We start from the raw sequence: 15760 nt of genomic DNA on the forward strand, positions 1-15760 counted from the left end.
ATTTAAAAAGCGGAATAAAATTCAGGGGGTTCTATGATGAGAAAATTGATATTTGTTTTCATTCTTATTTCGTTTGGCTTCTCATTCGCCGGTTGGATTCACTACTTCCCCCAGGTAATATATGGCGTCCGCCTTCCCCCACACACTGGCAGATTCTCAGACAAAATCTGTGTTCACAAAATAACGACAGTCGGTGACGACATTATAATAGCCTTCGCAAGAGGCAAAGCTTTCACAAGACTAATAAGGATGGATAAACATGGGAGAATAACGGATGATTTGTTTTTCGGATACTATGATCTTGATACAACTGTATACATACAACCTATGGGATTGGAAAGAGGGCTTCGGAGTTATCTTGAGCTTTATTTTACTAGACGCACTATTCCTTCCTCGACATGGGAGACTGGTGTGCTTTACTTTGATTCGTCGCTCACAGTCACAGACGAACTCATATTCGATTATGGAATCAGTTATTTAGGCGGTGATATATGCCGGGTTGACAGCAGTTATATAATCGGAGGCATAGTAGTCAGCAGGATTAATTTCGATGGAGATACTATATGGCACCTTGACATGACGGATACCTTGCCAGATTACTATGGCGTGGGGATTGCTGTAAGTCCCGATAAAAAATTTGCGTTTGTATGTGTCGCAGATGATAGGCCCGATGAATACATAAACACAAAAGTCGTCAAACTTGATTTGGATTCGGGAACTGTATTATGGACAAAAACGGCTTTGCGCGTAGGTTGGATTCGCGAAGTGAACAAAAATTATTTCGCGCTTTACCCAACCCCGGATGGTGGCTTGTTCCACTTCAGTAGAAGCACTGGACGACACTCCGTCTATTACTATTACCCGTCATCAGGAGATGAATATCGAGTTCAACCCGAGTCTGGCTACGGAAATTTTAGATTCTGGTGTTTTACTCCCATCGATTCAAACCTTTTCTGGGCAGGAGGCGCATTCAAATACGGCTCTGACTCAACCTTTGCAGCCATAGCAAAAGTAAGGTTAGAAGGAGAATACTATAGATTAAAATTCAGATTCATTTATATGAAAACCTTCCCCATCCGCGGTTTTGTTGAGAAAATCATTCCATTCGATGACTCGCTCATTATCGCTGGCATCGGCGACGCCTATGTCGGTGAATATTCAAACTACTATTTCGTCATGAAAACGGATACTCTCGGAAACACCGGCATAGCCGAGAATCGTTTTCCTCTCCCAGCCAGTCCAAAAATAGCCGTTTACCCAAACCCGTTCAACAAAGCATGCAGGATAACCTATCCCTACGACGAGAAGTGGAGCGTTAAGATATACAACACAAAAGGTCGTCTTGTCTATGAGTCCGGAGAGATATCGGGAAAAAGTTTCGTCTGGCAGCCCGAAGATAGGGTGGAAAGTGGGTTATACATCGTTGTTGCGGGCAACGAAGAAAGAAATTTGGCCGGAAAAGTATTTTTTGTAAAGTAAGGGGGGATGAGCAATGAGAAAAATTATCGTTTCCGTCGTTCTTGGTTTTTTATGTTTAGCGGCGGCGCAGTATGCAAACAATTTTGTCACAGATGAAAGTTTCTGGATAACTTTCTTCCCCGGGGCACTCTATCAGAGTCTATATTATCCCTTATATCCCAGTGTTGCCGTAAATCCGAGAGGAGAGGTATTCGTCGCTTTCTCAAAGGACGAGGAAGGACACAGCTCCGCCAGATACTATTCTGGATACATACAAGTGGTTAAAATCGATAGATACGGCAGGATAGTTGGCGACAAATACATAGGAACCTATCGACCGGACAGCTTCTACAAATGCATGTGCCCCATGGGGATAGCGACAAGAGGCTCCACCACCGTCGAGGTCTTCACATTTCTAAAGCAGGGCACGGACGGTTTCGGGGGAATAGGAGTGATAAAATTGGATAACAACCTGAGATTATTGGAAGTTCTGCCGCTAATGGAGACAAAAATTAGTTCTATATACAAAAATTACATAGAGCCAACCCCCGATGGATACATTATTGCCTCAGGCAGAATCCAAGAGTGGCCATATGAGCGTATTGAACTTGTCGTAAAACGAGTCGATTTAAGCGGAAGAACAATCTGGTCGCATACATATACGGACGCCGACTGGGGCGTAAAAGCAACATACAGTCCCGATAATACCATTTTTGTTATAGCAGTAACAGGGCTGAGCACAGTTATGTCGCTTTACGACAGTGTGGTCGTGCTCAAGCTCGATGGTCGCGACGGCGCACCTATCTGGAAAACTAACATACCAAGAATATCCTACTACTCCCGACTTAGAAAAATCCAGCTAATCCCTACACCCAGTGGTGGCCTTATAATTGTTAATCCCTATTATCCTACAAACTACAAAGTTTCTATATACGACTCTTTGGGGAATATGGTTAAAAGGCAAAGCTTCACGGATAGCATATATATAAAATACATGATGCCTCTTTCGGACGGGACATTCCTTGCTGTAGGAAGTTCTCTAGGCGACACCGCAACCATTGCCAAAATAGACACCGCTGGATACTGGGGTAGGGTCCTATGGCGTAAAAAGTATCGTTTCCTAAATGTAAGGCGCTACTCTTATGTAAGATTTTTTAAAGTCCTCCGCGCGCCAGATAACGGACTTATTTTCGGTGGAGAAAATTATTCATACTATTACTTCATCATGAAAACCGACTCGCTGGGGGAAACGGGCATTTCCGAGCATGTTGGCTTATTCCCACAAAAGTGCGAATTAACCGCACATCCAAACCCGTTCAACAAAGCATGCAGGATAACTTTACCTGATGATGATAGCTGGCGTGTTAAGATATTCGACCTCTCCGGACGACTTGTTCACGATTTCGGCGAAATTTCTGGTAAAAGCGTTCTTTGGAAGCCAAGTGAGGATGTTAAGAGCGGGGTTTATGTCGTCGTTGCTGAGGGGAAAAAATCATATACAAGAGGAAAGGTTGTTTATATGAAATAATTTAATATTCGTATATCTTTATCCTTGCATCGGGCGGAAACTGGAAATCCACAATGTCTTGGGGAATTCGCTCCAAAGCCTCGGGGTTTGAAAGTTTTATTATTTCCCTAAGTATCTATCATTAACAATGGTTTCAGTCAACTAGTCAAGTTAAGACATTATAATTAATTACTTTAACGGTTTCAATTCGAGGCTTAGGATGAAATGTCTTATCGGCGCCAGATTACGCTCTATTTCAACATAATTGTAGTTCAACGCATTGTTAACCCTAAAAGAGACGGTTGCTCTGGGCAGTTTGTATCTCGCCTCAATGTCGAGCACTTTGGTTTCCACCTTTGGGTCGGCTTTATAATAACCGTATTCGAACTTTGATTTGTATCGCCAATCAGCGCTCAGGATGAGGTTTTTCAGGAGCATCAGTTGAAAACCCAATTTCAGCGTGTTTTTCGGTCGATAGGGTAGTTTTTCGTCGCGTTCCACATCCCGGGCATCGCTTAGTAGATAGTTAGCCACCACCTCGAGCCGCTTTACTTTGACTTTGAGGTTCACCTCAAGTCCATATACACGGGTTTTGCGCAGGTTGCAGAACTGGACTATTGTCCCCGCAATAGGAATCGGCTCAATCATGTCCGAAAAGCGATTGTAGAAAAGCGCAATGTCACCGTAGAAATTTTTCGTAATGTAGTTTGCACCGATCTCCGTGGTGTAACCTCGTTCTGGTTTAAGCGATGGATTCGGTATCACCCTCAGTATTCCGCCGGCACTCGTGCTCGTGAATAGCTCAGCCATGGTCGGTATTCTGAAACCAGATGACAGACTCGCTCTAAGGAAACTTCTATCGCTTATTTTGTAGGTCGCTGCTATTTGTGGACTTAATCCAGCGAATGTCCCGGAGGTTGCCGAGTCAACCATGAAGGCATCGAATCTAAAAGCACCACGAAGCGTCAGAGGATGGAATCGTTTGAGTTCGTCAGCGACAAACACCGCGCCGCCAAAGCCATAGTGTCTGCCAAATGTTATGGCATCAACGGCTGAATAGGTTATCGTTCCACCGCTTGAGAGATAATGCTCCCCGAAAAACTTGTTCAGCTGAAAGTCGAGACTCGTTGAGTTGCTTCTCGAGCTTTCCGTTTCGTGTTCGCCCGTCACGGTATTGTAAATACGGCTTTCCCAGTTATTGAAGTTGTTCGAGAGAGTGAGCTTGTACACTCCCGCAAGTAGTTTTGTGTGCCCGCTCAGCGACGCTGACGCGTAAATTTTTGAAGACCAAACCCTGTCGCTTTCTCTTCCTGGTTGAGTTCGGAGTGCTTCGCTTTGGCTTTTCCACTCGAAGTAGCCGGCACGGTCCTCGTAGGCAAGGTCAACGAACATCGAAAATCTTGAACTTTTAAGGATTTCTGATTCTACTTTTGCGAAGATTTTCCCTCGCTTGAAATCGTCGTTTTCGCGGTAACCATCTGAGGCAGAGTACGAAGCGGAAGCAAGGTAACCTATACTGCCGCTTTTTCGGCTGTATGTGAGGCTTAATGTGCCAAATTTAAGAGCTTTCTCCGTCCATATCCACTGTTTCCAGTATGGTTTGTCGTAAATGCCTAATTTGGCGGTTACGGTCAGGTCCTGCTTTTCCGGGGTTTGAGTTATGATGTTTAACACGCCCGCCACCGCGCCCGAACCATACATCGTTGACCCTGCGCCTTTCACGAGTTCGACCTGCTTTACTGCGGATATAGGTAGTGCATCCCATTTTATCTCTCCAGTATCGCCCGAAAGCACAGGAACCCCATCTATCATTACTATAACTCTACTGCCTACGCCGTACGCAAAACCGGTAACATTTCTTACCGAAATCTGATGCGATGTCACCGAGACCCCGGGAAGGTATCTTACAGCGTCCTCAAGAGAGCTTACCGAATGAACCTTTAAGGCATCACTCGATTCAACCGAAACGGATATCGGCGCCTCAAGAAGCTTCTGTTTAGTCCGCGACGCAGTAACTATTACTGGTGAGGCTTTTATCGCCTCTTTCTTAAGGACAAAGTTTATGTGCGTATCTTTGAACACGGTAACGGTGGTATCCTTGGTTTCGTATCCCACGGCTGAGATAACAAGTTTGTTGGTTCCCATGGGAATAGTTAGGGAGTACTTACCATCTATGTTAGTGGCGGTTCCTATGGGCTTTTTGGGGATATAAATGTTTACGCCCACGATGGGGTTTCCGTCGGTGTCCGTTACTTTTCCGCTTATAGTAACCTTGCCCTGCTGGGAAAATGCTAACGATAAAATAACCGCTAATGTCAAAAAAATGGCTCTCATTTCAGTTTATAACCAGCTGTTCGGCTTTGTTGAAAAATTTTTTGTAAATGAATGACGCCAAAATCCATGCTGCCACAAACGGCGCGCAGATTATTATGTACATTATTATAATCTGGAATTTTACCGCTTTTATCGGCGATGCACCTGCAAGAATCATACCTGTCATGGCGCCAGGAAGGTGTATTATTCCTGACACTTTGACCCTATCGAGCCTCGGTGCAAGAGCAAGCCTTAATGTCTGTTTGCGAAGGTTAGCTGTGGCAGCTTTAGGGGACATGCCAAGAGCCAGCGCCGCCTCAACTTTATTGCGGTTCTCTTTTATGCCCTGCTTGAATCTCATAGCGGAAACTATCATGGTGTTCATTATGTTGCCAACGGCTATTCCAGAAACTGGTATTAGGTAAACGGGATTTGCCGATATTATGCCCATTCCTACTGTTATTATTATGACGAAAATCGTTGCCACGAGCATCGAGAAGAAAATAGGTGGTAGTGGTTTTCTTATCCCTTTCGCGCGGCGTGTAGCCTCAAGAGAACCGGCGAAAACCATAAGAATAATCATTAATGTCGTGAAAATAGGTTTGTTAGCAGCGAAAACGAACTTCAGTACATAACCTATTAACATCAGTTGTACGAATGCTCGCACGGCGGCTTCTATGGTATCCCGTTCGAGGCGTAACCGCTCAAGGCTTGATATTATTATTGCGACGACAATAAATATTCCGGATAGTAAAACATCGGTAAAGGTTATCACTCTTGCCTCCAGTTTTTGATGTTCTTGATAATATTGTCCTGCCAAATTTTATTCGCAAGTTTTTGATTGTTGTCAGATAACTCAATTTTTATGTGATAATTTGAAATAAGATGCACTTTTAAGTTACAGAATTCACTTGCTAAAGTTAGGTTTTAAACCTAAAATTTGCACAATATGGCATTGTTGAGTCTCGAAAATGTGGTGAAACGGTATAAGATGGGCGACCAGGTTATTAACGCACTAAATGGCGTAACCCTTACTATAGAACGCGGAGAATACTTAGCAGTAATGGGTCCCTCTGGCTCGGGGAAATCAACGCTAATGAACATTCTCGGATTTCTGGACACGCCCGACGAGGGCAAATACATATTTGACGGCAGGGACACTACCGGGCTTTCAGAGGCTGAACTGGCTTACATAAGAAATCGCCGTGTGGGGTTCGTATTCCAGACATTCAACCTTCTTCCGCGGGAGACAGCTCTTGAAAATGTCGAGCTTCCATTGGTTTACGCAGGCGTTCCTCGTAGCAAAAGACTTGAGATAGCCCACTCAGCGCTTAAGTCGGTAAACCTTGTTACCCGCATGCACCATCGTCCGAACGAACTTTCAGGCGGCGAAAGGCAACGCGTTGCAATAGCAAGAGCATTAGTAAACAATCCCGACATAATCCTTGCGGACGAGCCCACAGGAAACCTCGACACGAAAACCGGTGAGGAAATAATGAAAATATTCGATAAGCTAAATCAGGAAGGAAAAACAATAGTTATTGTGACACACGACCCCGATGTGGCAAAACACGCGCACAGGATTATACACCTCAGAGATGGGAAAATAATGGACGATACGAAAATTTAAAACCGAGGTGTAATAACTATGGAGCTTTCCAAAATAGCCAAAAGTATAAGCCCGAGTTTGACTTTAGCACTCACCGCGAAGGCAGCACAGATGCGAGCTGAAGGGCGCGATGTTATATCGCTTTCTGCTGGTGAGCTCGATTTCATGCCGCCCGAGGAAGCACGAAAAGCTGCCGAGGACGCGATAGAAAAAGGTTTAATAAAATATACCTCATCTTATGGACTTCCCAGCTTGCGCGAGGAGGTCGCTAACTACATCAACAGACGATATGGGACATCCCTAAGCTTAGAAAACATCATCATAACGCCGGGAGCGAAATATGCACTATTCGCGGCACTGCTGGCACTTCTCGACACAGGCGACGAGGTCTTGATACCGATTCCATATTGGGTTAGTTATCCCGAGATGGTCAAATTAGCTGGTGGAAAACCCGTATTCGTTCAGACGAGACCAGAGGATGGGTTCAGGCTCGACCCCGAAAAGCTTGGGGCAAGTGTGACATCAAAAACGAAAATCTTCATCCTGAATAATCCCGTTAATCCCACGGGAGTCGTTTACGGTAAATCTGAAGTGCAAAAAATAATAGATTCCCTTCCTGAGAGCACGGTTATACTATCGGATGAGATATACGAATCGCTCGTTCTTGAGGGGGAGTTCGGTTCTCTTTTGCAACTTGGCAAGGACCTTCTTGAGCGCGCGATCGTGGTAAGTGGTGTATCGAAAAGCTTCGCCATGACTGGCTGGCGACTTGGTTGGGCGGTCGGAAAACCCGATGTCATATCAGCTATAGCAAAAATACAGGCGCACCAGACCTCTAACCCGTGCACGGTTTCTCAATACGCGACTATTGCTGCTTTAAAGTATTGTCGGGAATTCGCCGAGGAGCTTAAACCTGTGATAAAACGCAGACGCGACTTAGCGTTGGAACTTCTTTCCGACATAAAAGGTTTTAAACCGCTAAAGCCCAACGGCGCATTTTACATCTACTGCGATGTTCGTGACCTGCTTAGCGACGAGATACCCTCTTCCATGGCGCTGGCGGACTTTTTGCTCGAGAATGCCAATGTCGCCACAGTCCCCGGGGAAGCGTTCGGCACCCCTGGATTTCTGCGCATATCAATAGCCGAGTCGGAGGAAAGAATAGCCGAAGCAGCGAGAAGAATTAAAAAAGCACTGCAAAGAGAGGTGTAAATATGCTGGCAAAAGACGGAGTTCCCACCGAGGAGGACATAAAACGAATTTCTCCGCCCAAGGAACGACTTGAAAAAGGTCCCGTCGCAATTATAGAGTGTTTTCAGGAGATACCCTGCGACCCGTGCTACACCTCATGCCCGAAGGGCGCCATCCTGCCCTTTCCGAACATAAACGCACTGCCTAAGATAGATTTCGAGCTTTGCGATGGCTGTTCGCTTTGCGTTTCAGCCTGCCCGGGCATAGCCATATTCGTCGTTGACCTTACATATAGCGATAAATTAGCACTTCTAAAATTGCCCCACGAGTTTGCGCCTCTTCCGAAAAAAGGCGAGAAAGCAAGGCTTCTTAACCGCAAAGGTGAGATAGTGGGAGAGGGCGAGGTAGTCAGAGCAATAAAATTCAAGGACAAAACCTCTGTTGTGTGGGTTACAGCTCCGAAAGAGCTCGCTATGGAAGTCCGCGCCATAGCGCCCCCCGCTTACGAGGAGGAAAATGAGTTGAGGGGGTTGATGAAGGAGGGATAAATACTTATTTCTCGACCGTTTAGAATTGAGTCAATTTTTAGAAATGCACGAGTCTAGAACTTCTCTAATATATTTCAATATTGTTCATAAAGTCTTTTTATCCTTAATAAACTAATCTCCCAACTGATTCCTTCAGCAAAACTGAATAAAGTAGTTTTAGTTATCCTACACATCATATTTCATCCAAACTCAAAAAACGACAACCAAAACGACAACTAAAATGACAACCACTATACAAGCACATAATGTGCGCCTCTGCCTTTCCCTCTAAGCGTTATCACATCAAGTTCTACAAGTTTAGATAGTTCCTTTAAAGCTGCCTGTCGTGTGATTTTGAACATATTTGCCACATTACCCGCTGTTATCCTACCATTTTTCTGTATGAACTCTATTATCTTCATCTGCCTTTCAGTTAATGCTATTTGTCCTTTTTCTTTTCGTCTCTTACCCTCAATTGATAGCTGTAAAACTTTTTCCTTAACACGCAGTATTGAAACCTTAATTCCCTCAGTGAAATATTCAAGCCATTGAGTTAAATCAAGAGTCTTTTGATTTACGGATTTAAGAGCTGAATAATACGCTCTCCTATCGCTGTCATAGTAATCATCAAGGGCAAAGAACCTCTTTATATCAAATTCTCTTATGTAAAGTATAAGGGTAGCAATTACTCTTGCGGTTCTGCCATTTCCATCCACAAAAGGATGAATCCTTACCAATTCGTAATGGGAGATTCCCGCAACAAGAACAGGATGAAGTTTAAGAGCTTCTTCAGAATTAAGCCATTTTATAAAGTTTTTCATAAGGGAAGGGACTTCTTCAGGAGGTGGTGGTATAAATATTATCTCTCCCGTGATTCTATTTCCCACATATACTTGAATTTTCCTATATTTTCCTTCCCATTCGGGATTTTCAAGTGTTTCCTTTGTAATATCTTTGTGCAAATTTAAGATGTGTTCTTCTTTCACTATTCCATTTTCCTGATACTTCTCTATGTGTTCCAGAACATTAAGGTAATTGAGAACTTCTTGCTTCGCTCTTCTTGCAGCGACTACCTTTCTTCCACGAGCAAGTTGGCTAACTTCCTCAAGGGTGAGAGGATTACCCTCTATCGCAGTTGAAGCATGAGCCGCCCTAATTAATGCTTCTCTTCTTAGCGAAATCTCCCATTTAGGCACAAGGTAAGCGTTAAGAATTAGTTCCCTTGCAGATGTAATTTCAACCAAATTGTTTACAATATTATGGGTATAACTGAAATTAGGCTTAAACATTTCTCTCCTCTACTTAATTAATTCACTCTAATGATTTCATTCTTTCCATCGATTCCTTCGTCACACAAACCCTCCTGAAACATCATAAACGAATACATATACCATCTTCTCGCCTTCATCAATTTCTACCGAGAGCCTAAAAACTATTGTAAATTTGCTCTTTGATTATTATAAGTAGATTTATGAAAATAATGCAAAAAATTTCTGTTTTGCTTGCCCGTATCGGAAATAAAAAGGCATTTTGGGCAATAATTTTCCTTTTAGCATTAACCATTAGACTAACAATGATTTTCCTTTTAGGAGCGAATAAACTGCATTACGGCGATGAATTCACCTATTACAAAATAGCAACCTCGCTAACAAATGGCGAAGGATTCTCACTAAACGGAGAACCAACAGCCATCGTCTCTCCGGCATACCCGACCTTTTTGGCATTAGCAATGATTTTCTCAAAATCAATCCTATGGTTAAAATTGTTTCAGGCGGTTCTCGCTTCTCTGGGCGTAATACTTATTTACAATCTTGCCAAGCAATTAACTGATTCCATCAGCGCAAAAATCGCCGCTTTAGCATACGCTATTTATCCGCCTATTGCTTACCTATCAGCAGTATTATACCCGCAGCTTCTTGGGAGCCTGTGGATTTTAGCGATATTTTATCTATGGCTCCTTTGGAAAAATCGCAAAATAAACGCAGCAAAAGCTTTCTTATGGGGAATTTTAATAGGAATCGGATTATCTTTGATACCAATGCTTTTGATTATAGCAATAATTCCATCGTATCAAATTTTTCGCAGACCAAGCACGATAGCATCTGCACTGGCTGGCATAATACTGATACTTGCGCCCTGGGCTGTCAGAAACTCAATAAAATTTAATCGATTTATTCCGTTATCCACTGTAGGTTGGGCGAATTTATGGGCTGGAAACTGCGAATATACAACTCCATCCTCAGGCTCATTCCCGATCTACAGAACGAGCGAAGGAAAATATCTTCAATCGCTGCCATTGGACCAATCAATCAAGGAATATAGAAAAAGAGTTTTAAATTATATATGTAAACATCCGGTGCGAGTAATTTATATGTATCCATTGAAATTCATCAACTTTTGGCGACCGTATCCAAAACCTATAACCAAAACGAAAGCAAGCTCCGTAAAATACAGAATAATTTTTGCTGTTTCATATTTAATACTTTTGCTTTTCGCCATTAAAGGGATGATACTAAATTGGTCCCGACCAGAAATAAAAGCCATCGTCTTCTCCATGCTTCTTTTTGCGGCAGGATATGCAATATTTTTCACGCGAGTAAGATTCAGGCTTCCAGCTGAAGTGTTGCTAATAGTTCTTGGGAGCATGTGCTTTGGAACTGCCAACAAACAATGAGATGTGTTCAAATTTATTAAAGCTCATTGAGATTAACATCAAATCTTTTTAATATACCTTTATAGCACACTATACATCTTCATTGTTTTAGACATCCTACTATAAGAGCAAAACATAATAACTCCTCAAAAGTCAACCTTTTTCTCAAAGCTCTCGTATAATTCCAATATCGCTTCTTCCCCCTCAAGTTTTTCCGCATATTCACGAATGAAATTCTCCAAAGAGATGGTTAATTCCGCTGGCTTTATTTTCATTTCAGACTTCAGGATTTTTAATTTATCATCTATATTCATTCCTTTTCATTATAGGATAAAGTAAGTTTAGGATTAAATTTCAAGTAAATACGAAATTTCCCGAAATGAAATAGTATGAGTAAATTATTCGAAGCAAGAAATGCATATTATATTCCGTCTGAATCCCTCTCGAGAAAAGTATTATATTAGCTCAAAGTTTACAGAAACAACAAGCCCATCACCTTCCTCTAATCTCAAGCTCTCCGTCAGCGGGCACAAGCACCCAATAGCCTTTGCCTGGCTCGAGGCTCGAGGGAACAAAGTAGGAGCTTCCATCCCAGCCGTATATCGAAAGAATGGATGTGCCAATGGCTCTTATGCTGTCAACCGGAACCGTTGAATACGGCGCGCCTATAAGATTCCAGCCCATATAAACCGGCAAAACGAACCCAGCAACCGGCTCACCAGCAACGATGAACTCCAAATCTTGCCAGCTGTATGTCCAGTAACCTATCCCGGACGAAACCCTGCTCGCATACTGGAACGAGCGCGTTATAGGGTTGAATTCGAATGGTCCAAGCAATCTGTGGAAAACAATTTTGGGGTCAGCTGTCGGGTTCCTTACGGGAAGCGAAAGAAGGTTCCAGCCCCTTGTAACCGGTATTCTGGCAGCAACAAGTTCAGGCTCCGACCATGTTATAGTAAGCGTCTCGTTAGCCGCAGCAAAATAAACAGATTCAGCCTTCATGTCCACCTCGTCATTGAGCATATATATCCCCTCGCCAAAGCTTGATGGGTTCCATCTAACCCTGACCTCGCGCGTAAAACTCACTACCACCTGCCAGATGTTAACGGGCACGATGTCTTTTATGTCGCGCGAAAGACGGGTTACCGCAGGGTGTGATGGGTCGTCCATAGCGAACCACGCAGAAATCTCCGTCGGCGCCGACGGCAACCAAAGAAGGTCAAGCCGCGGGTCGTAAAGGTCTGTCGCCCCAGACGAAACCCCGAATGTAAGCCACTTCTCGGAAACACTCTTGTCCGAAGGACAATCAAACACAAGCGTCTGCAGCCATGGCCGTCCCGAATAAGCGACGACGACTATCCCGCTCTCCCAGTATGTGTGCATCAGATCAGATGTAAAATCGTCTATGTAAATGGGCGAATACGAACCGCCAACCGCCTTGGGGTCAACGAGAACCTTTAAGTAACCTAATGTGTCACCGACAAGCGTAACCCTTGTGGACCAGCTTATATCAATCCTCCAGTCGTCAAGATGACCTGTAAGGGTTGCTGTCGCGGGAGCAGGAGTAACCGCTGAAACGTAATCTATAGGCTTTATCACATCAGAATTAACATTAATATCGAGGACAAATCGTGAAGTTATCGGAAGATACATCGAATCTATTACTATGGGCACATTGATAGTCTCTCCTGCAGCGGCTATTGTCTCCGGGATAAATATGTGTATCTCCCCCGCAACCACAATCGGGAACACGCATTCAAGTGCTCCCCAGTTGCAGAACGAATCGGGCATCAAGATTCTCATACGGGCGGAATCGCATGGAGTCGGCGTGACCACCCAGCTAACAGGACCTCTCGCAATAATTGTGTCAACTCCCTCGCAGTAATCTATAAGTATGGTCCCCGGCTCCGCCGCATTAACGAACATGTCCGACACCGAAAAGTTTATATCTAAAGTGTCGCCAAAGAGAACAATAGAATCCGGGCAATGCCAACTTATTCTTGGGGCTCTGGAATCAAGTGCGCCAACTACCTGTATTTCCCTTGGATCCGTAACGCGAGGCTTTATTTTTAGCCAATGCAAAATGGGGCTTTCGTTTTCCTCGTTCAATGTCATGCCCACCCTGTATTTAACCTGATCGAAGGAAAATGAAGGGACAGAACCAACTCTGTACCAGTCGGTCCAGCAAACATCTGGACCAATACATGTATCGAGTGCCACTTCAATAATTATGTTTGCACCAACTGGCACATCAGCCGAAAAGTCCGCCTCAACGCCGAGTTCTCCCTCAAGCGGGAAAGGCTCGCTTACATAAACTCCGCTCCCCACTCCGCCGTGATAGGAGTAGTAAATAGAATTTATCATAGCTTTCGCTTCCCACTCCATAGGAACGGATTCTCTGTGCCCATACGAGTAGAAGCTCGAGAAAGAATTATACCTCAAATTATGATAAGCTTGCCAGTAAAGAAGATTGTCGTTTGGGCAAGATGGTATTCCCGTCCCCTGATAGAGCATCGTTCCGCTTACTATTCTCTGTCCCTTCCAGTGGCACAAGAGAACGCTGAATGTATCGGGTATATTGAACGGATGATGAAGCACGAACAATGTGTCGTCGGCTACCCTATGAACGATATTAAAAGTAGTCCAACTCGATGTTAGCGTGCACGCGATACCTGTAACCTCTGTTAGTGAGCAGAAATTCGTCATGCAACATCCAGGGCTGCATCCCGAGGTATCGTGGGTTAAAAGTAAACCCCTGCCCTTTTTCGCGAATGCAGCTACGGCATCGGCAGCAGCTGCCGAAAGGTCCCTGTTACCATAACTGTCAGCAACGCCAAACGCGAGAACATCGAAATCGGTTAATCGCATCCTTACCGCAGGATGAACCACTCTCGCGGTATCAATGTAGCTCGCATTAACGAAAACCGAATCCACATCGGAGCCAGGAGTAAATCCAGCGCACGCAGCGTTAAATTGCGATATGGGGATTATGTAAATTTTTATCTTAAGCGGCGGGTGTCCTGCACTCATGTAGTTGTATATTGCCCTCGACATGCAATCCCGACAATGTCCATCAGGATACACCTGCAAAACATATATGGTGTCTCTTCCCGGAGGAAGCCAGAGTGCACCGTCATCCAAGCCGTCGGGGTCAGGAGAAAGAATCTTTACATGCGATGTATCACCGCGAGCAAAATCGGCGAATGTCGTGAATAAAGCCGAATCCCCGGTGCCGAATTTATGATACGAAATGCTTATAACAGCAGAATCGAGCTCTACGCCAGGAACATCATCGGATAAATTCCAATCAAAGCAGTGAATCCCGGTAGTAACGGAGTCCCCTATGTGATGGCGCCAGTTTTCAAGTTTGTCGTAGGCGGGAAGATGCCATGTCCTTCCGCCATCGAATGATACGCCAAAATCGAGATGAACGAATTTATCTCGGCATGTTGTGGCATCATAGCAGACATGAACCACATTGCGACCATCACAATCGGTTTCCTCGAAAAACCACAATGAATCAAACTGAACCATCGGTATGTCTGGTGGCACATATGATTGATAGTGCTCCACAACTGTATCCTCATTCGAAAGAAGCACGATGTTATATCTGAGCGTATCGCCGAAAAGAGAATCAGGTATTAAAACATCCCAGTTAACAATCCTCGTTCCACCGTAGCCGAAAAATGTATCTATAACTACTGGATTAACACCGCTTACCACTGTTGCGCCGGAGGCTCCCAAGTCGAGTATTATCCTGACATTAGTAAGCGAATGGGGATTACCGTTGGTCACGATAGCTGAAACCTCAAACGGATTGGGTATAACATTCTCGCAATCGGGCTCAAATTCAGGTGGTGAATGGCTTACCGTGGTGCCAAGATCTACCTCTCCTATACCGTAATAAGTCACGAAAACCACCGAATCGCCGGGGGCGAGTAAAACAGGATACCACTTCACCATTGTAGCTGAATCACCGAACGGTGAGCCAGTGTCAGCAATCCAATCACTATCCTGCCAGCGGTTCCCAACGGAAGCGGGCCAAGACCCATACCAGAATACATCAGGTGGTCTTGCAGCAGCGTCGAATCCAGTAAGAATACCCGTAGCCACTATGTCAGCAGGAGCAGGCGGAAAACCTCGCTCGTATGCATGCCAGATGGGAGGAATACCGGGTGGTCGTGAGGCAAAAAATATCGACGCGATACCCGTGAAACCGAATGCTGTGGCTATAGGTGCAGCGTCATTGTTTCTTAGCATAGTATCGTAGTAAACGATAAGCCCCACACGATGTGTATCCCTATCAGCAGACTTCAAAATCGCCTTAAATTCTATCTGCTCAAGGTCTCCTCGCGCGCGCCCAAGACTAACCGGATAAACCATCTGCTTAATTCTCACACCACGCCAGTTGTTCCAGATAGCGAAAATAGTGTCACCAACTTTCCTAACGCTGCTCGCTGGGGGCATAGATGGTGGCCATGATGTTCCGGTTTTCGCCCATA

Annotated in this window: 11 protein-coding genes; 6 read left to right on the forward strand and 5 right to left on the reverse strand. The window is 44.4% G+C overall.

All coding sequences use genetic code 11. The annotated features are described in order from the left end of the window. The first annotated feature begins 33 nt into the window (after positions 1-33). Both J7J62_02960 and J7J62_02965 read left to right on the forward strand, forming a co-directional pair. Entirely contained in the window at positions 34-1479 is a 1446-nt protein-coding gene (locus J7J62_02960; protein MCD6124114.1) for a T9SS type A sorting domain-containing protein, read from the forward strand. A 13-nt stretch (positions 1480-1492) separates the two neighbouring features. Further along, the gene (locus J7J62_02965; protein ID MCD6124115.1) at positions 1493-2986 is read left to right on the forward strand and encodes a T9SS type A sorting domain-containing protein; all 1494 of its coding nucleotides are present in this window, start codon (positions 1493-1495) and stop codon (positions 2984-2986) included. A 168-nt stretch (positions 2987-3154) separates the two neighbouring features. On the opposite strand, the gene J7J62_02970 is transcribed toward J7J62_02965, so the two are convergent. Beyond that, positions 3155-5299, reverse strand: a complete 2145-nt coding sequence (locus J7J62_02970) for a TonB-dependent receptor (GenBank protein MCD6124116.1) — start codon at positions 5297-5299, stop codon at positions 3155-3157. Position 5300: 1 nt separating this feature from the next. Further along, a complete protein-coding gene (gene fetB, locus J7J62_02975) occupies positions 5301-6053 on the reverse strand; it encodes an iron export ABC transporter permease subunit FetB (protein MCD6124117.1) in 753 nt (250 codons plus the stop codon). Positions 6054-6233: 180 nt separating this feature from the next. On the opposite strand from fetB, the gene J7J62_02980 reads away from it, so the two are divergent. Genes J7J62_02980 through J7J62_02990 form a run of 3 tightly spaced genes read left to right on the forward strand, consistent with a single transcriptional unit; the run spans position 6234 to position 8626 of the window. After that, the gene (locus J7J62_02980) at positions 6234-6908 is read left to right on the forward strand and encodes an ABC transporter ATP-binding protein (GenBank protein MCD6124118.1); all 675 of its coding nucleotides are present in this window, start codon (positions 6234-6236) and stop codon (positions 6906-6908) included. Between the two features lie 18 nt (positions 6909-6926). Further along, positions 6927-8099, forward strand: a complete 1173-nt coding sequence (locus J7J62_02985; protein ID MCD6124119.1) for a pyridoxal phosphate-dependent aminotransferase — start codon at positions 6927-6929, stop codon at positions 8097-8099. A gap of 2 nt (positions 8100-8101) precedes the next feature. Continuing rightward, positions 8102-8626 carry a 4Fe-4S binding protein gene (locus J7J62_02990; GenBank protein ID MCD6124120.1) on the forward strand — a complete coding sequence of 175 codons (525 nt, stop codon included), beginning with the start codon at positions 8102-8104 and terminating at the stop codon, positions 8624-8626. Positions 8627-8856: 230 nt separating this feature from the next. Here the strand turns inward: J7J62_02990 and J7J62_02995 are convergent, their stop codons facing one another. Then, positions 8857-9894, reverse strand: coding sequence for a Fic family protein (locus J7J62_02995; protein MCD6124121.1), 1038 nt, complete (start codon positions 9892-9894; stop codon positions 8857-8859). Between the two features lie 182 nt (positions 9895-10076). Here J7J62_02995 and J7J62_03000 point away from each other — a divergent pair, with 182 nt between their 5' ends. Continuing rightward, positions 10077-11279 carry a glycosyltransferase family 39 protein gene (locus J7J62_03000; protein MCD6124122.1) on the forward strand — a complete coding sequence of 401 codons (1203 nt, stop codon included), beginning with the start codon at positions 10077-10079 and terminating at the stop codon, positions 11277-11279. A gap of 125 nt (positions 11280-11404) precedes the next feature. On the opposite strand, the gene J7J62_03005 is transcribed toward J7J62_03000, so the two are convergent. Together J7J62_03005 and J7J62_03010 are read right to left on the reverse strand one after the other, a co-directional pair. After that, on the reverse strand, positions 11405-11572 hold the full coding sequence (locus J7J62_03005; GenBank protein ID MCD6124123.1) for a hypothetical protein: 168 nt from the start codon (positions 11570-11572) through the stop codon (positions 11405-11407). 178 nt (positions 11573-11750) lie between these two features. Next, positions 11751-15760 (reverse strand): DUF5057 domain-containing protein (locus tag J7J62_03010; protein ID MCD6124124.1); only part of this gene is annotated, 4010 nt, incomplete at its 5' end.

The organism is bacterium, assembly GCA_021159335.1.
Classification (GTDB): Bacteria; UBP14; UBA6098; order B30-G16; family B30-G16; genus JAGGRZ01.